Genomic DNA, 18318 nt, shown 5'->3' with positions numbered 1-18318 from the left:
AATGGAACATTTAATTGAAGAAGCAACATGGGAAAATAATGTATATCTCATTCAGCGAAAAGACCGCGTCGGCGGTGGTGTGCGTGGTATAGCAAACAAGCCCCATCACGAACTAGCAAACAGAACACAATATTTAAAAAGAGAAGTTGATACAATTAATAGTGCATTAGAGTTTACATTATCTGCATCTAAAGATAATTCCAATTTTGATGCTAAGTGTAATCGCATCGAAAATTTAAAAAAACCAGAAAACAAAAACGATGCCGTTAATAAAGAGTATGTCGACTGTAATGATGAAAAACTACAAAAACAAGTAAATCGGCTAATCGAGGCTAAGATCGGCTATGAGTCAATTGGTAACTTCAATGATGGATGTTCTATAAATACAAGAAATGAAATTGTCTACAACGAACAAACTAAAAAATATTATGCTTGGGCAGGAAGTTTACCACATATTGTTTTACCACAAACAAATGTAATAGATGAAATAAATAACGGAAAACCATGGTTGGTCATTGAAAATTCAAACGAATTTATAGCAAAAATTGAGAGCATAAAACAAATAGCACAAAGCGTAGCTACACAATTCTATGGTTTTAAAAGAGATGGTGCAAAATTGATTTTAGAAACAGCAGGAAATATAGATAACAAAACATTACATATTTCTGAATTTCTTGAGTGGATAATTGCACCCGGTGGGTGTGAATTTATTGTTAATGACAAAGAACTATTGATGGTTATATAAGAAAAGAGAGGTTAAAAATGGCAACAATTAACTTAGGAAACATTAGATTCAACTGGTGTGGCGAATATGCCAGTTCAACACAATACACAAAAGATGATGTTGTGGGATTTGGAGGCTCAAGCTGGATAGCTCGTAAAAATGTAAAAGGTGTTAATCCTACAAAAAATGAATTTTGGGATTTGATGATTGCCGGAGCGGAAAAACCATACGTTATAGGTGAACAAAAACTAATGGCGTTTAGAGCATCGGAACTACCTTTTGGTTGGTATTTTAGAAATGGAGATAACTATTTACTAGATTCACCCCAAGGCCGAGCTTTAAATAGTTTATCTGCAAACTACAAAGAAGATTACAAAATAACTATTAAAGTAATTAATGGTCAACAATATATCAATGTACCCACCGCATTTGCGCCAGACGGTCGTGGTTATTTTGAGCGTGCAGTTGATGGAACTAACAGACAAGTAGGTAGCGTTGAATGTGATGCAATTCGCGATATTTGGGGACACTTTGATACAGGTGTTGTAGATTTCCATTCCAATTATGCCAGAGGTGCTTTTTTGGGAACGAGCGCTATTTATCCAGAAAATGGTGCATTCCAGCCAAAAAAAGAGTGGCATGCATGGGGGTATGATTTTAGAGCATCTAATGTTGTGCCAACTGGGCCTGAAAATACAGTTCTTAATGAAGGGAAAACACCCGCGATTTATCTCGGCGTTTAAAACTAAAAGGTAAAAACCATGATTAATTATTATTTTGATAACACAAATGAACTAAGACCATTTACACATCAATTAGAAGCGAACGATGACACATTACCGCCTGATAATGCGCTACGGATAGCCCCTTCATTTAAAGAAGGTTATTGGCCGTGTGAACAGAACGGCAAATGGATTTTAATTGAAGACAATCGAGAGAAAACTGTATATAACATTGAAACGAAAAGTGCGGAAAAAATCGATTATCTTGGTAAAATCAAAGATGGTTTTACACTGTTAGAACCGTTTGAATTTTGCAGATGGGATGGCAAAAAATGGATTTTAGATGAAGAAGAAAAACGAGAGTTTAAAATCAAAAAAAATGTAACTATTAGAGATTCATTATTAAATGACGCTAATACAGAAATTGAAATCATTAATCGAGCAATTCGACTACGCAGAGCATCTGAAGCAGATAAAACTCGTTTAGAAAAGTTAGAACTCTACACTATCGATTTATACGAACTAGATTTAAACAATGTTGACGTTGTATTTCCAGAAAAGCCGTAAAGTTGTAATTCACTTTCAAATATAGAAATCAACGGCGTGGTTAATTATCAATTAATTTAAACAATAATTATCACACGCCGCATCATAATATGTTTTACATTTCACCCAATTACTTATCACATCTATTTCAAAGCGAGGGAAAAATAGGGCTAAATGAATATCTAAATCATATTCGCTTAGAATATGCAAAATCGCTATTAAAGGATTATGATCTAAATATAAAAGAAATTGCTCTAGCATCGGGGTTTAAAGATAGTAATTATTTTTGTCGGATTTTTAAAAAAAAGACAGAGCGAACACCAACACAGTATCGTCGACAATATCATAGTAAGTTAATGTGCAAATAATTTTTTCACAGTTAACTGTCAAACTCTTTTGTTTTTTACATTGTGCCACAATTACACATATTCATCGTCCTTGTTTAGCGAGTTAAGACTCAATAAGCAGTTATACAGAAATGAACGTTATACTGTTAAATAATGATGCCTGAATTTTTAAACCGCCTATGCGGCGGTAAACATATTGGTGTCAAATTCATCTATGACGCTGTCTTTCTAAACCGCCTATGCGGCGGTAAACTTTATGGTACTAAAAAGGCGGTTTTGCTCGCATTTCTAAACCGCCTATGCGGCGGTAAACTGAACGAACTTGGTTTATTTTTTGTTGATGTTTTTCTAAACCGCCTATGCGGCGGTAAACTTTTTTCAGACCAATCCTCGATGTCGTGCATTTTTCTAAACCGCCTATGCGGCGGTAAACTTCGTGGAAATCACGAGCAAATGGCAATCAATTTTCTAAACCGCCTATGCGGCGGTAAACAATCAGTAACCAACCAATAACAGGCGTCATTTTTTCTAAACCGCCTATGCGGCGGTAAACTAGAAGCCGATATACTATAAACCTTGTTTAGCAAAAGGCAAATAGGATTTCTGTTTTCAAAAACCCTTTTTTGTAGCTATTCTATAATGCTTTGTTTTTATTTGTTTTAATTTATCAATAAAAAAAAGGGTTGGCAGCGTTTTGGTTATTTTTATGATGTGCTAATTTTACCGTTAAAGAACACTCAGGTAGCGTATTGATTTTATTAAACTTTAGTTTTGTATGTTTTAAAACAAAACATACAAAACCCAAAAATAAAAGATCAATCTAATTTAGGATGCTGATCGACCAAATCTTGACGCTGTTTTTGTAAGGTATCGATCTGTTGTTGGATATCTTCCACTTTTTGCTCTATTGAATCAAAGTGATCCGATAAAATCTCTTTGGCTTCTGAGCGATCCGATGCGGCAGGTGTTGCGCCTCGAAGCGGTTTATTGGCGGTTTCTTTCATTTTTAAACCTGTCACTAATCCAACTAATGCAACCACCATTAAATAATAAGCTGGCATATATAAATCACCACTCGCTTCAACCAACCAAGCTGCGATAGTTGGTGTTGCCCCTGCAATGAGTACCGAAATATTAAAGGATATAGCCAAAGCACTGTAACGAATACTTGTTGGGAAAATAGCAGGTAAAATAGAAGCCATTACTCCCGTAAAACAGTTAAGTAATACAGCTAAAATTAATAGACCAATAAAAATAAGTCCAATAACATCACTGTTAATCATCATAAATGCAGGATAAGCAAGAATCAGTAATCCTAAACTCCCTCCCACTATAAAAGGCCTGCGTCCAATTTTATCACTAATAAAGCCAATCATAGGCTGTACAAATAACATTCCGATCATAATAGCAATAATAATTAACACCCCATGATCAGCACGATAATGTAAGTTATGTGATAAATAACTTGGCATGTAAGTAAGCAACATATAATAAGTCACATTGGTAATAATCACCAATCCAACACAAACTAATAAACTCTTCCAATATTGAGTAAAGATCGCTTTAAATGTCATTTGAGGAGGATTTTCGGTATTTGTATTTTCATTGTTTTCCAGTTCATCGGTATGTTGCTGAAATGCGGGGGTTTCTTCTAATGCATGACGTAAATAAAGACCAATTAATCCCAATGGCAAAGCAAACAAAAATGGAATTCGCCAGCCCCAACCTTGAAATTTCGCCTCGCCAAGAATGCTTGATAAAAGTACGACCAAACCTGCACCAACTAAAAACCCAGCAATTGAACCAAAATCTAACCAGCTCCCCATAAAGCCACGCTTACGATCTGGCGAGTATTCTGCAACAAAAATGGCCGCACCGGAATATTCACCGCCGATCGAAAAGCCTTGAGCTAATTTTGCGAGTAATAATAAAAGTGGTGCAAAAATACCAATGGTGGCATAAGAAGGAATAAGCCCGATACAAAATGTACTCAGTGACATAATAATAATGGTGACAGAAAGAATTTTTTGGCGCCCCAACTTATCACCAAGCACACCAAAAACTAAACCGCCTAATGGGCGAACTAAAAAAGGAACCGAAAAAGTCGCTAAAGCAGCCACAACTTGAATACTTGGCGACGCATCAGGAAAAAACACCTTCCCTAAAACATACGCCAAAAACCCATAAACCCCAAAATCAAACCACTCCATCGCATTGCCCAGTGCTGCTGCAATAATTGCCTTTCTTAATTTGTTATCATCAATAATAGTAATATCATTAATATTTAATGGTTTCCTTTTAAATCTTACTGCTTTTTTCATAACATACCGCCTATTTAAAATTAGACACAGAAAAGGAATAATAAAGTAACACCATTGATATCATTGTGTAATGCAAAACGAACATCAGCGGTATTACATAAAATACGCTAAAACAGTTAATAAAGATTGATGCAAAATCCAACAAAACAAAAAAGAGGACAATAAAAAGCAAAAACGGGTAAGTAATTTCGACTAGCTATATTGCGACTTGTTAACGGTAAAAACAATTCCTTTTCACGAAAATTGTCCGTCAAGTATAACAAAATATCCCATTTTGTAAAATGCAACAGCTACACAGCCTGATTTTGCTTTTGTTAAATATAATTATGAACCATCGTTTTTTTTCGAACAAAGGTAAATACCAATAACAATAAATAACGTACTGATAATATGAAAACTCGCAATTTCGGTATGCAAAAATAGAATACTAAAAACACCGCCAGATAATGGAATAATATGAGTATAAATCTGTCCACGGCTTGCGCCAATTTCAGCAATCCCCCTATTCCAAAACAAATAAGATAACCAAGAAGCAAAAATAGCAATATACAATATACCAAGTACGAAACTGGTATCAGTATAATGCGCTAAGTTTTCAACGGGATAAAAATAGAAATACACTAAAGCAATAGGTAGTAACATCAAAGAGCCTAACACGGCACTGACTGTCACAAAAGCATTGCCTGCAATTGATTTATCTTTTAAACGTAAAAAAGTACTATAACATGCCCAACTCATGGCCGATGCCATTGCCCACAAGTCGCCTTTGTTAATATTGCTCAATGCATTTAAATTGGTTAGATTGCCTTGTAAAATCAAATAAACCACGCCAATTGTGCTAAACAACACACCTAAAATATTATTTTTTGAAATTGAATCATTAAATAATAATTTATTCATTACTAAAACCATGCCGGGCGTTGCCGAAAGGTAAATTGATGCATTAAGCGATGAAGTATATTGCAATCCAATATAAAGTGTTAAAGGGAACAAAATCTGACCAAAAATTGCCAGTAAACAAATTGGCCCTATCGACTTTTTAATTTTAGAAAGATCATTACGCACTTGATGATGATACAATCCTAATAACAACACAGCCGTAATAACCCAACGCCCTTCAGATATAACAATGGGATCGGCTTGCGTTACCAAAACACGCCCAACAACATAATTTCCGCCCCAAAAACAAGCAGCTAAAGTAAGCAATAGATACGGCATATAATACCCTGATATCAGAATGAAAAAAATATGATAGAATTGACCACATTATATACCTAAATTAACGCAAAAAAATAACCTATTAAATTACATTGTTACCTACTGCTCTCATTTTACTCATTATTACTTTTCCGAATTACAACGATAGCATTGACTTAATCTAGTATCCTTAATCATTATCCATTAAAATAACAAAACCAAAACTGACAAGGTACTTCTTATGCGTTGGAAAGACCAAAGAGAGAGCGACAACATTGAAGATCGCCGCTCACAATCAAGCAGTGGGATGGGAACTGTAATTCCTATTAAAGGCAAAGGCAAAATTGCTTTATTTATTGTGGTTTTAGTGGCGGGTTATTATGGTGTTGATTTAACGGGATTACTTAGTTCCGACCTAATAACTCCAGACAGTACACAACAAACCTCGTCAGAATATACCGCAGATGATAACGAAGCGGCTAAATTTACCTCAATAATTTTAGCCAGTACCGAAGATTACTGGAGCGAACAATTCCAACGCTTAGGCAAAACTTATGTCCCACCTAAATTGGTGCTATATACTCATGCAACCCAAACATCGTGTGGTACAGGTCAAGCAATGATGGGGCCATTTTATTGTAATATTGATAAAACAGTATATTTAGACCTCTCCTTTTATCAAGAAATGAAACAACGTCTTGGTGGTGGAGGTGATTTTGCGCAAGGTTATGTTATCGCCCACGAAGTAGGACACCATGTACAGAATTTACTGGGAACATTTAACCAAGTGGCACAACGAACACAAGGCCAATCAGACACCACCAAAAACCAAATATCGGTAAAATTAGAATTACAAGCAGATTGTTATGCGGGTATGTGGGGCAATGCGATGCAAAAACAAAATATTCTTGAAGTGGGCGATATAGAACAAGCTCTAAAAACGGCACAAGCTATTGGTGACGATCGATTACAACAACAAAATGATGGTTATGTTATGCCTGACAGCTTTACCCATGGCTCATCAAAACAACGTTATACATGGTTTAAAAAAGGATTTGATAACGGTTCACTTAGTCAGTGCAATACCTTTGCTGAATAATTTGCTAATAAAAAGTAAAAACGTTAACAATTGTCTTCCCTAATTAGGAAGACAATTTAACCAACAACCTCATCAACTTTTATCATTCACCAAAGCACAAAACAGTAATGAAATGGCAACCATCGCAAATGCAATCCAATAAATAACCTCATGCCCATAAGAATCAGAAACAAAGCCTTGAATCACACCTGCCAAAATCACACTACAAATAATGCCATTATTAAATAAGGTTGAAGCAACCCCCATTCTTGTTGGTAACAAATCTTGAAAATAAATAATACCAATGTTTGCCACAATACCGATAAAAAGCGCATTAAAAAGTTGCAAAGCAAATAAAGCAAATTTATCTGTCAATAAAATCATACCGATATAAAATAACAAACCACAAACAATGGCGATAAAAAATAAATTTCTTTTGCCCAATTTTGGAACTAAATAGCCTGCAATGAGCATAACAGGAATTTCAATACCTGCCGCTAACCCCATTAATTGCCCCGGTAATGAATTTGATAAATGCAATACAGAATCCACATAAAGTGGCATATCGATGATATACATCGTATTGGCTGTCCACATAAACACAGTAGAAAGCAACAAACAAATCACATTCCTATTTTTAAATAGTGGTTGTTCGGCTGATTTTATATCAATCGAATTATCAAGTTGTGAGGTTGGATTTTTTTCAACCGACGGCAAAAAAAACATAGCAAATAACATTGCCACAACAAACATAGACATGGCACTTAAATACATGGCTGTAAAACCATAATTAACGGCTAAACCAAATGAAAGTGGCGGTCCAATCACCCATGCCAAAGAAAGCTGTGCACGAATTAACGAATTAAACGCTACCACATTACGCCCTGTTTTTACCGCATATTCACGCGCAAGAGCAAAAACTTGAGGCATCGCAGCCGATGATAAAGCAGCAAATAAAACCCCCAACGTAATCAAAACAACATAGTGCCGAGAAAAGGCAAATATTACACTATTAGCAACGCCCATTAAGCAACAAAATATAACAATATGCCGCCTATCGCCTTTTTGGTCTGAATATTTAGCTAACAAAAAGCTACCAATGATACTTGCCAACGCATTCACCGAAAAAAACAATCCAACCAAACGAGGATTAACATTTACTTCAAATGATAAAAAACGACTTAACGTAGGCGATTGCAACGCCCCTGCAACACCAACAATAAACGTAGTGGTTAAAAAAGCAATAAAAATAATGCTCTGTTTTTGACGAAACGAAGATACCTTAGTCATAACAATACATAGTAGAGGGATTTGTGTCGATTATATACTTAAAATTGGCATAAAAGTAATAAAATTCAAACTAAATCATGAAATGTAAACAACTCAAATTTTTCTATAAATGTGTAGGAAAACGCCGAGTTGTTTACGCCTCATGGTTAAAATAATCCTCTAAAAACTCATAAGGCGTTTTCCAGTAAATTCAGGTCCATTATCGACCCGTATTTTTAACGGATAACCATGGTATTGAGCCAGTTTATCCAGATAATGGGTGATTCTACCTCAGGTAAACTGACCGCAATATCAATACCTAACGCCTCACGATTAAAATCATCGATGACATTGAAGGTCCTAAAGCGGCGTTGATTTTGACTGCTGTCACTCATAAAATCCATTGACCAACATTCACCTTGCTTATTGGTGACTAATAACCTTTCCGGGCATCGTGGAGGAATGCGTTTTTTCGCTTTACCCTGAGATTAAGCTTTAATTCACAATACACCCGATACACCCGTTTATGATTCCATTTATAGCCGAGCTTTCTGATACGATTAAAGCATTTAGGAAAGCCCCAGCGTAAATGCCGGTCTGTGATAGCATTCAACACCAAAACAATCACCGAATCATCCAGTAACTTAGGCTGATAATAGTAAGCACAACGGCTTAAACCAACAATGGCACAACTCATAGCAATAGTAACAGAATGATTTTGTTGTAGTTGCTGTGCCCACATTTTACGTGCCTTTGTGGGCACTACAGCTTTTTTATGATTTCTTCCTGAAGCTGGGATTTTAAGCTCAGTTCGGCAAACATCTGCTTAAGCTTGCGGTTTTCAGCCTCCAGTTCCTTTAAGCGTTTGATATCTGAGCTTTCCATTCCGCCATATTTTTCTCGCCATTTATAAAAAGTCGAGTTGCCCATGCCATATTTACGGCAAAGCTCTTTAACGGGAATACCCGCTTCAGCTTCTTTTAAAATAGCGATGATTTGATGTTCAGTCATTTTTTTCATAATTAAATCCCCTTTACTTTTATCATAGAGAATTTTCTACTTTTTTGTTGTGCTATTTTGGGGGAGAGTTACATCAACAAAATATACAATCAATATTATTATGGAAAATAGTCAATCTTTTGTTTATTAATGATTCGAACCGTTAACTCTGTGATAGCGATGATGAGTGCCGAGCGTATCATTTGTTGATAGCGATTTTGGTAAATGGAAGATTTTAAAGTATCGACAATACCTGATTGTTTTACTTTTTCGTGTTGCGATTCCCAGCTTGGTGGTAATACCATATCATGTAATAAGCTAATAGGACCTAAAATTTCATCATCTAAATAAGTGTATTGTTTGTCGTCTAGCTCTAGTTCGTCCAAAACAGCAATCAGTAGCTCTATATCTTCGTAATCCTCACGAGAAATAATACCCAACACATAAAGCAGTTTTAGGCACACTGAGGTATCATTGAGAGGTCCATTTTTACCCACCAATGAGGGAATAACAAATTTAATGGCGTGAGGCTCTTTTCGGAAGACTTTAAGAATCAATTTGTTGACATTATCATTAATTAATTTAATGGCAACTTTTAGCAAGCTGTGAATATCAGCTTGCTGGTTGAGTTTTTCTAATATCGTATCTTCTTGCAATATCGATTCAGGCATTAGCTGTTATATAAATTGATGATTTTGCATTGCAGTATAAATTTCTTCAACCTTCATAACAATAGAATTATTAACGTCAATACCAGAGATTTCACAAAAAACTTGTTTAACGCCTTTTTCAGTAATGAGTTTTTCTAGTTTAACTGCTTGCTCATCATCATTATTACGATAGTTAAGCGCAGCAGCAACTCCAATTAGTAAGTTAGTATTTTTAACTTGATATTCAAAGGTGCCAAGTAATGGTTTTATTAAACGATCGTCTGCGCCTAATTTACGAATTGGCTGACGACCAACACGTGCAGTATCATCCTGTAAATAAGGATTTTCAAAGCGGGATAATATTTTTTCAATATATGCCATATGTTTTTGCTCATCAAAATTGTAACGTTTGATAAGTACTAACCCGCTCTCTTCCATGGCTCCGCGTACAATTAAACGAATACGTTCGTCTAGAATTGCATCACGTATTGTGCCAATACCATTATAAAATCCTAAATAAGCAGTTATTGCGTGACCAGTATTAAGTGTAAATAACTTACGTTCCACAAAAGCCATTAAATTATCAACGGGTTGCATTCCATTAATTGAGGGGATATTACCGACAAATTGTGTTTCATCAACAATCCATTCCGAAAAAGTTTCAACAGTGACTTCAAGAATATCACCTGTTTTTGATGTTGCAGGTGGTACAATACGATCCACGGCTGAATCGACAAAACCAATATGGGTATTTGTCCATTGCTGAAGTTCTTCTGGTAACGCTTTAAAAATTTCTTGTTTAAATTGGCTGGTACCTCGTACCATGTTTTCACAAGCAATAATATTAAGTGGCTTAGTGTTACCTTGATTATGTCTTGTAATAATTCCTTGGGCAATTGTTGGAGCAATACGCGCCAAGATTTGTGAACCAACGGCAGTGGTAAGTAAATCAACGCTGGCAATATAATCGATCACTTCATTAGAGGTGCTATTAATCCCATCGACATTTTTAACTATCTCAGTGGTAGATTGCTCGCCAACAACATTTACCGGATATTCATGACGAGCGGCAATAGCATCAATAATTTGTTGATTGACATCAGCAAATGTAACCTGTACGCCAGCATCGGATAGTAATTTACCGATAAAACCTCGTCCAATGTTACCTGCGCCAAAGTGTAGTGCTTGCATAATAATAATCCTTAACTTTATAATTTAATTTAACTGTTTAACTTAATTTCCCACATCAAGAGGGAAATAGAATTAGGTTAGCTCAGTATTGCTAAAACTTCTTCAATACTATTTGTTGTTGCCAGTTTTGCAATAATAGTTTCATCATCTAATGCATTAGTCAGTTTTGCTATGACATCAAGATGTTCATTATTGCGAGCAGCAATACCAATCACAATTTTTGCTTTATCATCTTCTTCATCACCAAATTGAACACCGGCAGGATATTGGCAAAATACGATCCCCGTTTTAATAACATCATCTTTTGATTCAATAGTGCCATGTGGAACGGCTATTGATTCGCCTAAATAAGTTGATGTTAATTTTTCACGCTCTAACATTGCTTCAATGTAAGTCGGTGTGACATAACCATTATCGACCAATTTTTGCCCTGTAAAGCGAATAGCTTCTTCTTTATTTTTAGCACTTAGTCCTAAAAAAATATTTTGTTTAGATAATTTAAATAAAGGAGTATTATCAGGCGATTGATTGTTTGCTAATGCAGTTTCTATTGTGCCACTACTTGCTTGAGAGCTTAAAAGGTCGGCTACAAGTTGGCTATATAATTGACTATCTAAAAAGTTCGTTAATGAAATATGATGTGCATTTGGTGCGTGCTGTTTTGCTCGATCAGTTAAATCTTTATGTGTGATAACAATATCAACATCATCAGGTAGATTATTAATCGCAACATTAGTGACAAAAATATCTAAATCTGCATCTTGAACTTTTTTACGTAATACACCCGCGCCCATAGCACTTGATCCCATTCCTGCATCACAAGCTACTATGATTTTTTTCACTTTAGCAAGATCAAGTGTACCATTTACAATCCCTTTTGATTCATTTTTCATTGCAGAAATATTCGATTTTGCATCTTCAAGGCTTTTATCTGCTTCTTTGGTGGTTTTTAATAAAATAGCGGAAACGATAAACGTAACCATTGTTGCCGCAATGACAGAAATCATTACACCAAGCATTGATGATTTTGGCGTGACCGCAAGAACGGCGATAATTGAACCGGGTGATGCCGGTGAACTTAATCCAGCGCCAAATAGTGTTAAAGTAAATACGCCAGTCATTCCCCCTAAAATTACCGCAATAATTAAACGCGGGTTCATTAATACATATGGGAAATAAATTTCATGAATGCCGCCAAAGAAATGAATGATTGCTGCACCACTGGCTGAACTTTTTGCAGAACCTTTACCAAAGAACATATAAGCAAGTAATAAACCTAATCCAGGACCAGGGTTCGCTTCAATCAAGAAGAAGATAGACTTTCCAGTTTCTGCTACTTGTGTTACACCTAGTGAAGTAAATACACCATGATTGATAGCATTATTAAGGAATAGTATTTTTGCAGGTTCAACCAGAATAGAAGTAAGTGGTAATAAACCATGATCAACCATGAATTGTACTGCAACAATAAGTACATTAGTTAACGAAGCAACTGCAGGACCAATTCCAAAATAAGCGATAAGCGCAAGAATCATACCAATAATGCCAGCTGAAAAGTTATTAACTAACATTTCAAAGCCACTTTTGATTTTACCATCAATGAATTTATCGAACTGTTTAATGCACCATCCACCTAAAGGTCCAGATATCATTGCGCCTAAAAACATTGGAATCGATACGCCAACAATTACCCCAATTGTGGTGACCGCACCAACTACGCCACCACGATCACCGTAAACCAATTTACCACCAGTATAACCAATTAATAATGGAAGTAGATAAGTGATCATTGGTCCGATAAAAGCAGTTGATACGCCTTCATTTGGAAACCATCCTCCAGCAGATGGATCGTTAGGATTATATAAAAAAATTGCAGTAATAAAGCCCCAAGCAATAAATGCGCCGATATTTGGCATCACCATATTACTCAGAAATCGCCCAAAATTTTGGACTTTAAGTTTAATGTTTGATGTAGTCATACAAATCTTTCCTTATTGATTGATATAATCATCATGCTGTTATTGTAGAGGGATTTGGTTATTTGATTCATCAAAAAAATTTGATAAGTGTGATAAATATCACGCTGTTAAAACGGGGGTATTTTTTATTTTTGTGATTAGGATCACTTTTTTAAGGTGTAAGAAGCGAAGAACAAAGAAAAATAGACTAAAACGTATAGTTTCTTGAAACTTTTTTACAAAATAAATTGTAGAAAAACGCCTTATGAGTTTTTAGAGGATTATGTTAACCATGAAGTGTAAACAGCTCGACGTTTTCCTACATATATCTAAATTAACCCTACTTTTGACAACCGACTATTTACTTTATTAGCAAGTTAATACTAAACATCCCCCCTTAATTTATATATAATGCGACTTAATAATTTGAATTTTAATATCAACTTCGGAGCCATTTATGCAGCAGTTTCGACCCATTCGCCGTGCTTTACTTAGTGTGTCCGACAAAACCGGGATTTTAGAGTTCGCCAAAGCCCTATCAGAACGAAATGTAGAACTTCTTTCAACAGGGGGAACCGCAAAGCTACTTATGGATAACCAAATACCCGTAACCGAAGTATCCGATTATACTGGTTTTCCTGAAATGATGGATGGGCGAGTCAAAACACTACACCCCAAAATTCATGGTGCTATTTTAGGAAGACGAGGGGTTGACGATGACATTATGCAACAACACCAAATTGCACCGATTGATATGGTGGTTGTCAATCTTTACCCATTTGCTAAAACGGTTGCCAAACCAAATTGCACATTAGAAGACGCCATTGAAAATATCGATATTGGCGGCCCAACCATGGTGCGTTCTGCCGCTAAAAATCATAAAGATGTTGCTATAGTGGTTGATTGTGGTGATTATGAAAATATCATTAATATGATGGATAATAACCAAAACGCCCTTTCTTTTGAATATCGTTTCAACCTTGCCATTAAAGCCTTTGAACACACCGCCAAATATGATGGCATGATTGCCAACTATTTTGGGCAACGCGTACCACCTTATATGGGCGAAACCAACAAACTAGCAGGACAATTTCCACGCACATTAAATCTTCAATTTATAAAAAAACAGAACATGCGCTATGGCGAAAACAGCCACCAACAAGCGGCTTTTTATATTGAAGAAGGCGCTAATGAAGCATCGATTGCAACGGCAAGGCAACTGCAAGGTAAAGCACTATCTTATAACAACATTGCCGACACCGATGCAGCGCTTGAATGTGTCAAATCATTTGAACAGCCTGCTTGTGTCATTGTCAAACACGCCAACCCTTGTGGTGTTGCGGTTAGCGACAATATCCTAAACGCCTATTTAAATGCCTATAAAACCGATCCCACATCGGCCTTTGGTGGTATTATTGCCTTTAACCGCCCATTAGATGCGGCAACGGCTCAAATGATTGTTCAACAACAATTTGTTGAAGTTATCATCGCTCCAATTGTCAATCAAGATGCATTAGCCATTATTGAAACGAAAAAAAATGTACGAGTACTCGAATGTGGTCAATGGGCAACGCCTGCAGCGGTCAGTTTAGAGTTTAAGCGTGTTAATGGCGGTTTATTAGTGCAAGATCGTGATTTAGGTATGGTATCGCTAAACGAGCTTACTGTTGTCACCAAACGCAAACCAACAGAGCAAGAACTGTCTGATGCTTTATTTTGTTGGAAAGTGGCCAAATTTGTTAAATCCAATGCCATCGTTTACGCCAAAAACAACATGACAATCGGTATTGGCGCAGGACAGATGAGTCGAGTTTATTCCGCCAAAATCGCTGGAATCAAAGCGCAAGACGAAAATCTAGAAGTTGCAGGTTCTGTGGTTGCTTCAGATGCGTTTTTCCCGTTTCGAGACGGGGTTGATGCGGCAGCAGCTGCAGGGGTAACGTGTGTAATTCAGCCCGGTGGCTCGATTCGTGATGACGAAGTGATCCAAGCTGCGAATGAACACAATATTGCAATGATATTTACAAATATGCGCCATTTTAGGCATTAATTTTACTATAAATAATGTGGCGACTTTGCTCATTATTATTAAAAAATAAATTACCTATATTTACCTTTTTATTAAAAAGACATCGTTAAGGATCTTTTATGAAAGTTTTAGTCATTGGTAATGGTGGGCGCGAACATGCGCTTGCTTGGAAAATTGCACAATCACCACGAGTATCTAAAGTCTTTGTTGCACCAGGCAATGCAGGTACTTCACTAGAACCTAGTTTAGAAAATATCAACATCAAAGCGACCGACGTGGGGGGACTGCTTAGTTTTGCTCAGCAAGAACAAATTGATTTAACTATAGTTGGCCCAGAAGCCCCGTTAGTGATTGGCATTGTTGATAGCTTTCAAAAAGCAGGATTAAAAATCTTTGGCCCAACCAAAGCAGCTGCACAACTTGAAGGATCAAAAGCCTTCACTAAAGACTTCTTAGCTCGCCACAACATCCCCACCGCAGAATATCAAAACTTTACCGAAGTTGCTCCAGCTATTAACTATATTCATGAAAAAGGCGTCCCAATTGTCATTAAAGCTGACGGGCTAGCTGCTGGCAAAGGGGTGATTGTTGCCATGACCTTAAAAGAAGCCGAAGATGCCGTGCATGACATGTTAGCAGGTAACGCCTTTGGCGATGCAGGGCACCTCGTTGTGATTGAAGAATTTTTAGACGGTGAAGAAGCCAGCTTTATTGTCATGGTTGATGGCAAACATGTCGAGCCAATGGCAACTAGCCAAGATCATAAACGTGTTGGCGATGGCGATACAGGTTTAAACACAGGTGGCATGGGCGCGTATTCGCCAGCTCCTGTTGTAACTGATGCGGTTTTTAAACGGGTAATGGATGAGATCATCTACCCAACCGTTAACGGCATGGCGCAAGAAGGCAACGTCTATGTCGGCTTTTTATATGCTGGCTTAATGATTGACAAAGACGGCAATCCCAAAGTTATTGAATTCAACTGCCGATTTGGTGATCCCGAAACACAACCCATTATGATGCGAATGCAATCCGATCTGGCCGAACTCTGCCTTGCAGCGGTAGAAGGCAAATTAGACACCGTCAAATCAAAATGGGATCCAAGACCAGCATTAGGTGTGGTGCTTGCCGCTGGTGGCTACCCAAGTAAATATAATACCCAAGATGTCATTCTTGGACTACCTAGCGAATCAACCGATGATTGTAAAATCTTCCATGCGGGGACTAGTTTAGAAAAAGGGCGTGTCTACACTAATGGTGGACGAGTATTGTGCATAACCGCACTTGGCAACACAGTACTTGAAGCACAACAGCGCGCTTATCAGCAAGCCAAAGGCATCTATTGGCATGGTTGTTTTTATCGTCATGATATCGGTTACCGTGCAATTGAGCGAGAGCAAAACGGCCACAAATCTTAATTTCTAAAGTTAATTAATTATGGCGTTTAATGACGCCATAGTAGGTATGAACGAATAATTAACGCAATGGTCATCAATTCTTATTAAATTTTTTAATAAAAAAATGGGGGAAGGGAGTGAACAAATAATTAGCAGTGTTGGGCGATGATACGACAACAGGTGGTAAAGTGATTTCCGCATCAAATGGAGGGTTTTCTCAAGGTCAAGGCATTGCATACTTAGGCGATTACGCAAGTTGTCCTAAATGTACAAAAGGATATGGTTCCATTATTGAAGGAACATATGATTGTATTGTAGAAGGTAAACCAGCTGCGTATGATGGTTGCATTGTAGTTTGTAGATGCCCAATAGGCGATAATCGAATTATCGCAACTAAAAGCTTTGCTTATGTTAATGTTGCAAGTCATTCATCAGCGAAAAGCTCAAGTTTTAAAATGCCTAGCTCTTCAGAAACCTCATTACCTATTTTTCAAAACCTGATGTATACGCAAAGTGACTCATCACTTGAAATGAGTGACGACACGTCAAAAATTCGATTGGATGCCAAGCGCTTAATGGACTGTACCCACGAACTATGCGAAAAACACCTTTATTATAACGAAATAAAACAAGCTTTTATTGATGATGTTGATACATATGCCATGAATATTGTCAATAAAGTTGAAAGTGGTGAAATGAGTTATGAGGAAGGTGCAAAGAAAATAAAGACTGAAGAAAATAATTTATGGGAATAAAGTTTTATATGGTCGAAAAATGGTTTGTCTATTTTTGGTGGTGTAGGAATGATTCAAAATGGGGTAGCACTTTGTTCTGCGGGATGGTCATGTCTTATTGGTGCCCCTATGATAGCGCATGGAGTAAATGGAATATATGAAGGAGGATCTGGTATTGTTAATGGTGTTATGAACGAGATTGATGGAGGCAACAGAAGTATGGAAGTTGATGGGCCTTTAAGAAGTTGGTATAAAGATGCTGCCGAGTCTTTAGGTTTTGATTCTTCAATTGGTGATATTGCTTATGATAGTTTAGATTTAAGTATGTCAGTAGGGGCTAAGTTGAAATTAGTGCCGAAACTGAATAAGTTTGGTAATCCAATATTTAAATTATTTAAATATGGTCGCCGTGATTTAGAAAACGCTTACAAACAAATGAGTAAGAAATTATTAACTTTGGAAATAGGTAGTGATCTATTATCTTTTTATCAGCTACGTGAAAAATTAAAAAAAGCTTTTATACTTAATAAAGATACTAAACAAGTCAGCATGGTTGTTAAAGAGCCAGAAACAATTATTAATACAGGACAAATTGTTGAGAATTGTTCATTGATAATCACAATAGGTAATGATGATGCACCAGATTATTATAGCTGTGAAAGTAGTGATGGTTCAGCATATAGAAAAGATAGAGACGGTAATATTATAAAATAAGGAGATTTGCATGGCTGTTGAAATGTGGGTTAGCTATTATTTTTTTGCTATTGTTGGGTGTTTTATTCGGCGCTATTTTTCGGAATATATTGCAATGGACTACAATAATGACAAAACTTTAAATCGTAAACGACGTTTAGCTCTTTTTTATTTTTATTTTATTTCTTTATATAGCCTGTTAATTATAAGTCAGCCAGGAGAAGGGCTTTTTTCAAATATTATTTTTTTCTGGTCAGCTGTTTTTATTTTTATATTGTATGTATTTTTTATTAGCTTTCTTGAAACCCCACGTAGATACATAAAAAGGAAAAAATGGAAATGAGTAATTGAAATAAGGATAAAATTAGGGCGTGTTGTTCTTTCGTGATTATTTTTTAGACGGCATGATATGAGTTATAATAATTCTGCAAAAAACAACCATAACTCGATTCATCATGCCAAG

General features: G+C 36.5%; 18 protein-coding genes, 1 pseudogene and 1 CRISPR repeat array. Of the genes and pseudogenes, 10 read left to right on the top strand and 9 right to left on the bottom strand.

What is annotated here, in order from left to right; genetic code table 11:
* Position 1 precedes the first annotated feature (1 nt).
* From GQ590_RS03330 to GQ590_RS03315, 4 genes and pseudogenes are all read left to right on the top strand, one after another.
* Entirely contained in the window at positions 2 to 745 is a 744-nt protein-coding gene (locus tag GQ590_RS03330) for a hypothetical protein (RefSeq protein ID WP_160406558.1), read from the top strand.
* A gap of 17 nt (positions 746 to 762) precedes the next feature.
* Complete coding sequence (locus GQ590_RS03325) at positions 763 to 1467, top strand: hypothetical protein (RefSeq protein ID WP_160406555.1); 705 nt, start codon at positions 763 to 765, stop codon at positions 1465 to 1467.
* An 18-nt stretch (positions 1468 to 1485) separates the two neighbouring features.
* Positions 1486 to 2013: a tail fiber assembly protein gene (locus tag GQ590_RS03320; protein ID WP_160406552.1), complete on the top strand. Its 528-nt coding sequence runs from the start codon at positions 1486 to 1488 to the stop codon at positions 2011 to 2013.
* A gap of 92 nt (positions 2014 to 2105) precedes the next feature.
* Positions 2106 to 2360, top strand: a pseudogene (locus tag GQ590_RS03315) (helix-turn-helix transcriptional regulator); the annotation flags it as partial.
* Positions 2361 to 2504: 144 nt separating this feature from the next.
* Positions 2505 to 2892: a CRISPR direct-repeat array (repeat unit 28 nt; unit sequence TTTCTAAACCGCCTATGCGGCGGTAAAC).
* A gap of 262 nt (positions 2893 to 3154) precedes the next feature.
* Here the strand turns inward: GQ590_RS03315 and proP are convergent.
* Positions 3155 to 4660, bottom strand: a complete 1506-nt coding sequence (gene proP, locus GQ590_RS03310; protein ID WP_160406546.1) for a glycine betaine/L-proline transporter ProP — start codon at positions 4658 to 4660, stop codon at positions 3155 to 3157.
* Positions 4661 to 4984: 324 nt separating this feature from the next.
* Complete coding sequence (locus tag GQ590_RS03305; RefSeq protein ID WP_160406544.1) at positions 4985 to 5878, bottom strand: DMT family transporter; 894 nt, start codon at positions 5876 to 5878, stop codon at positions 4985 to 4987.
* Positions 5879 to 6098: 220 nt separating this feature from the next.
* Between GQ590_RS03305 and GQ590_RS03300 the strand changes: the two genes are divergently transcribed.
* Entirely contained in the window at positions 6099 to 6956 is an 858-nt protein-coding gene (locus tag GQ590_RS03300; protein ID WP_160406542.1) for a neutral zinc metallopeptidase, read from the top strand.
* A gap of 72 nt (positions 6957 to 7028) precedes the next feature.
* Here the strand turns inward: GQ590_RS03300 and GQ590_RS03295 are convergent, their stop codons facing one another.
* From GQ590_RS03295 to GQ590_RS03265, 7 genes are all read right to left on the bottom strand, one after another.
* The gene (locus tag GQ590_RS03295) at positions 7029 to 8225 is read right to left on the bottom strand and encodes an MFS transporter (RefSeq protein ID WP_160406539.1); all 1197 of its coding nucleotides are present in this window, start codon (positions 8223 to 8225) and stop codon (positions 7029 to 7031) included.
* Between the two features lie 215 nt (positions 8226 to 8440).
* Positions 8441 to 8599 (bottom strand): hypothetical protein, encoded by a 159-nt coding sequence (locus tag GQ590_RS03290; protein ID WP_160406537.1) that lies wholly within the window; start codon positions 8597 to 8599, stop codon positions 8441 to 8443.
* Positions 8600 to 8637: 38 nt separating this feature from the next.
* Positions 8638 to 8946 (bottom strand): IS3 family transposase, encoded by a 309-nt coding sequence (locus tag GQ590_RS03285; RefSeq protein ID WP_160406535.1) that lies wholly within the window; start codon positions 8944 to 8946, stop codon positions 8638 to 8640.
* 20 nt (positions 8947 to 8966) lie between these two features.
* On the bottom strand, positions 8967 to 9224 hold the full coding sequence (locus GQ590_RS03280; RefSeq protein WP_160406533.1) for a transposase: 258 nt from the start codon (positions 9222 to 9224) through the stop codon (positions 8967 to 8969).
* A 98-nt stretch (positions 9225 to 9322) separates the two neighbouring features.
* Positions 9323 to 9874, bottom strand: coding sequence for an MltR family transcriptional regulator (locus GQ590_RS03275; RefSeq protein ID WP_160406532.1), 552 nt, complete (start codon positions 9872 to 9874; stop codon positions 9323 to 9325).
* A gap of 6 nt (positions 9875 to 9880) precedes the next feature.
* Positions 9881 to 11044 (bottom strand): mannitol-1-phosphate 5-dehydrogenase, encoded by a 1164-nt coding sequence (locus GQ590_RS03270; RefSeq protein ID WP_160406530.1) that lies wholly within the window; start codon positions 11042 to 11044, stop codon positions 9881 to 9883.
* Between the two features lie 77 nt (positions 11045 to 11121).
* Positions 11122 to 13023 carry a PTS mannitol transporter subunit IICBA gene (locus GQ590_RS03265; protein WP_160406529.1) on the bottom strand — a complete coding sequence of 634 codons (1902 nt, stop codon included), beginning with the start codon at positions 13021 to 13023 and terminating at the stop codon, positions 11122 to 11124.
* A 436-nt stretch (positions 13024 to 13459) separates the two neighbouring features.
* Here GQ590_RS03265 and purH point away from each other — a divergent pair, with 436 nt between their 5' ends.
* The 5 genes from purH to GQ590_RS03240 all read left to right on the top strand — a co-directional run bounded on the left by purH (position 13460) and on the right by GQ590_RS03240 (position 18198).
* Positions 13460 to 15052 carry a bifunctional phosphoribosylaminoimidazolecarboxamide formyltransferase/IMP cyclohydrolase gene (gene purH, locus GQ590_RS03260; protein ID WP_160406528.1) on the top strand — a complete coding sequence of 531 codons (1593 nt, stop codon included), beginning with the start codon at positions 13460 to 13462 and terminating at the stop codon, positions 15050 to 15052.
* 98 nt (positions 15053 to 15150) lie between these two features.
* Positions 15151 to 16449, top strand: coding sequence for a phosphoribosylamine--glycine ligase (gene purD, locus GQ590_RS03255; protein WP_160406527.1), 1299 nt, complete (start codon positions 15151 to 15153; stop codon positions 16447 to 16449).
* Between the two features lie 134 nt (positions 16450 to 16583).
* On the top strand, positions 16584 to 17183 hold the full coding sequence (locus tag GQ590_RS03250) for a PAAR domain-containing protein (RefSeq protein ID WP_160422533.1): 600 nt from the start codon (positions 16584 to 16586) through the stop codon (positions 17181 to 17183).
* A gap of 24 nt (positions 17184 to 17207) precedes the next feature.
* Positions 17208 to 17876, top strand: a complete 669-nt coding sequence (locus GQ590_RS03245; protein WP_160422531.1) for a DUF4225 domain-containing protein — start codon at positions 17208 to 17210, stop codon at positions 17874 to 17876.
* A 10-nt stretch (positions 17877 to 17886) separates the two neighbouring features.
* On the top strand, positions 17887 to 18198 hold the full coding sequence (locus tag GQ590_RS03240; protein WP_160406524.1) for a hypothetical protein: 312 nt from the start codon (positions 17887 to 17889) through the stop codon (positions 18196 to 18198).
* Positions 18199 to 18318 lie beyond the last annotated feature (120 nt).

It is taken from the genome of Gilliamella sp. Lep-s35 (assembly GCF_009795845.1).
Taxonomy (GTDB): domain Bacteria; phylum Pseudomonadota; class Gammaproteobacteria; order Enterobacterales; family Orbaceae; genus Gilliamella.
This window is presented reverse-complemented; position numbering and strand designations above follow the sequence as displayed.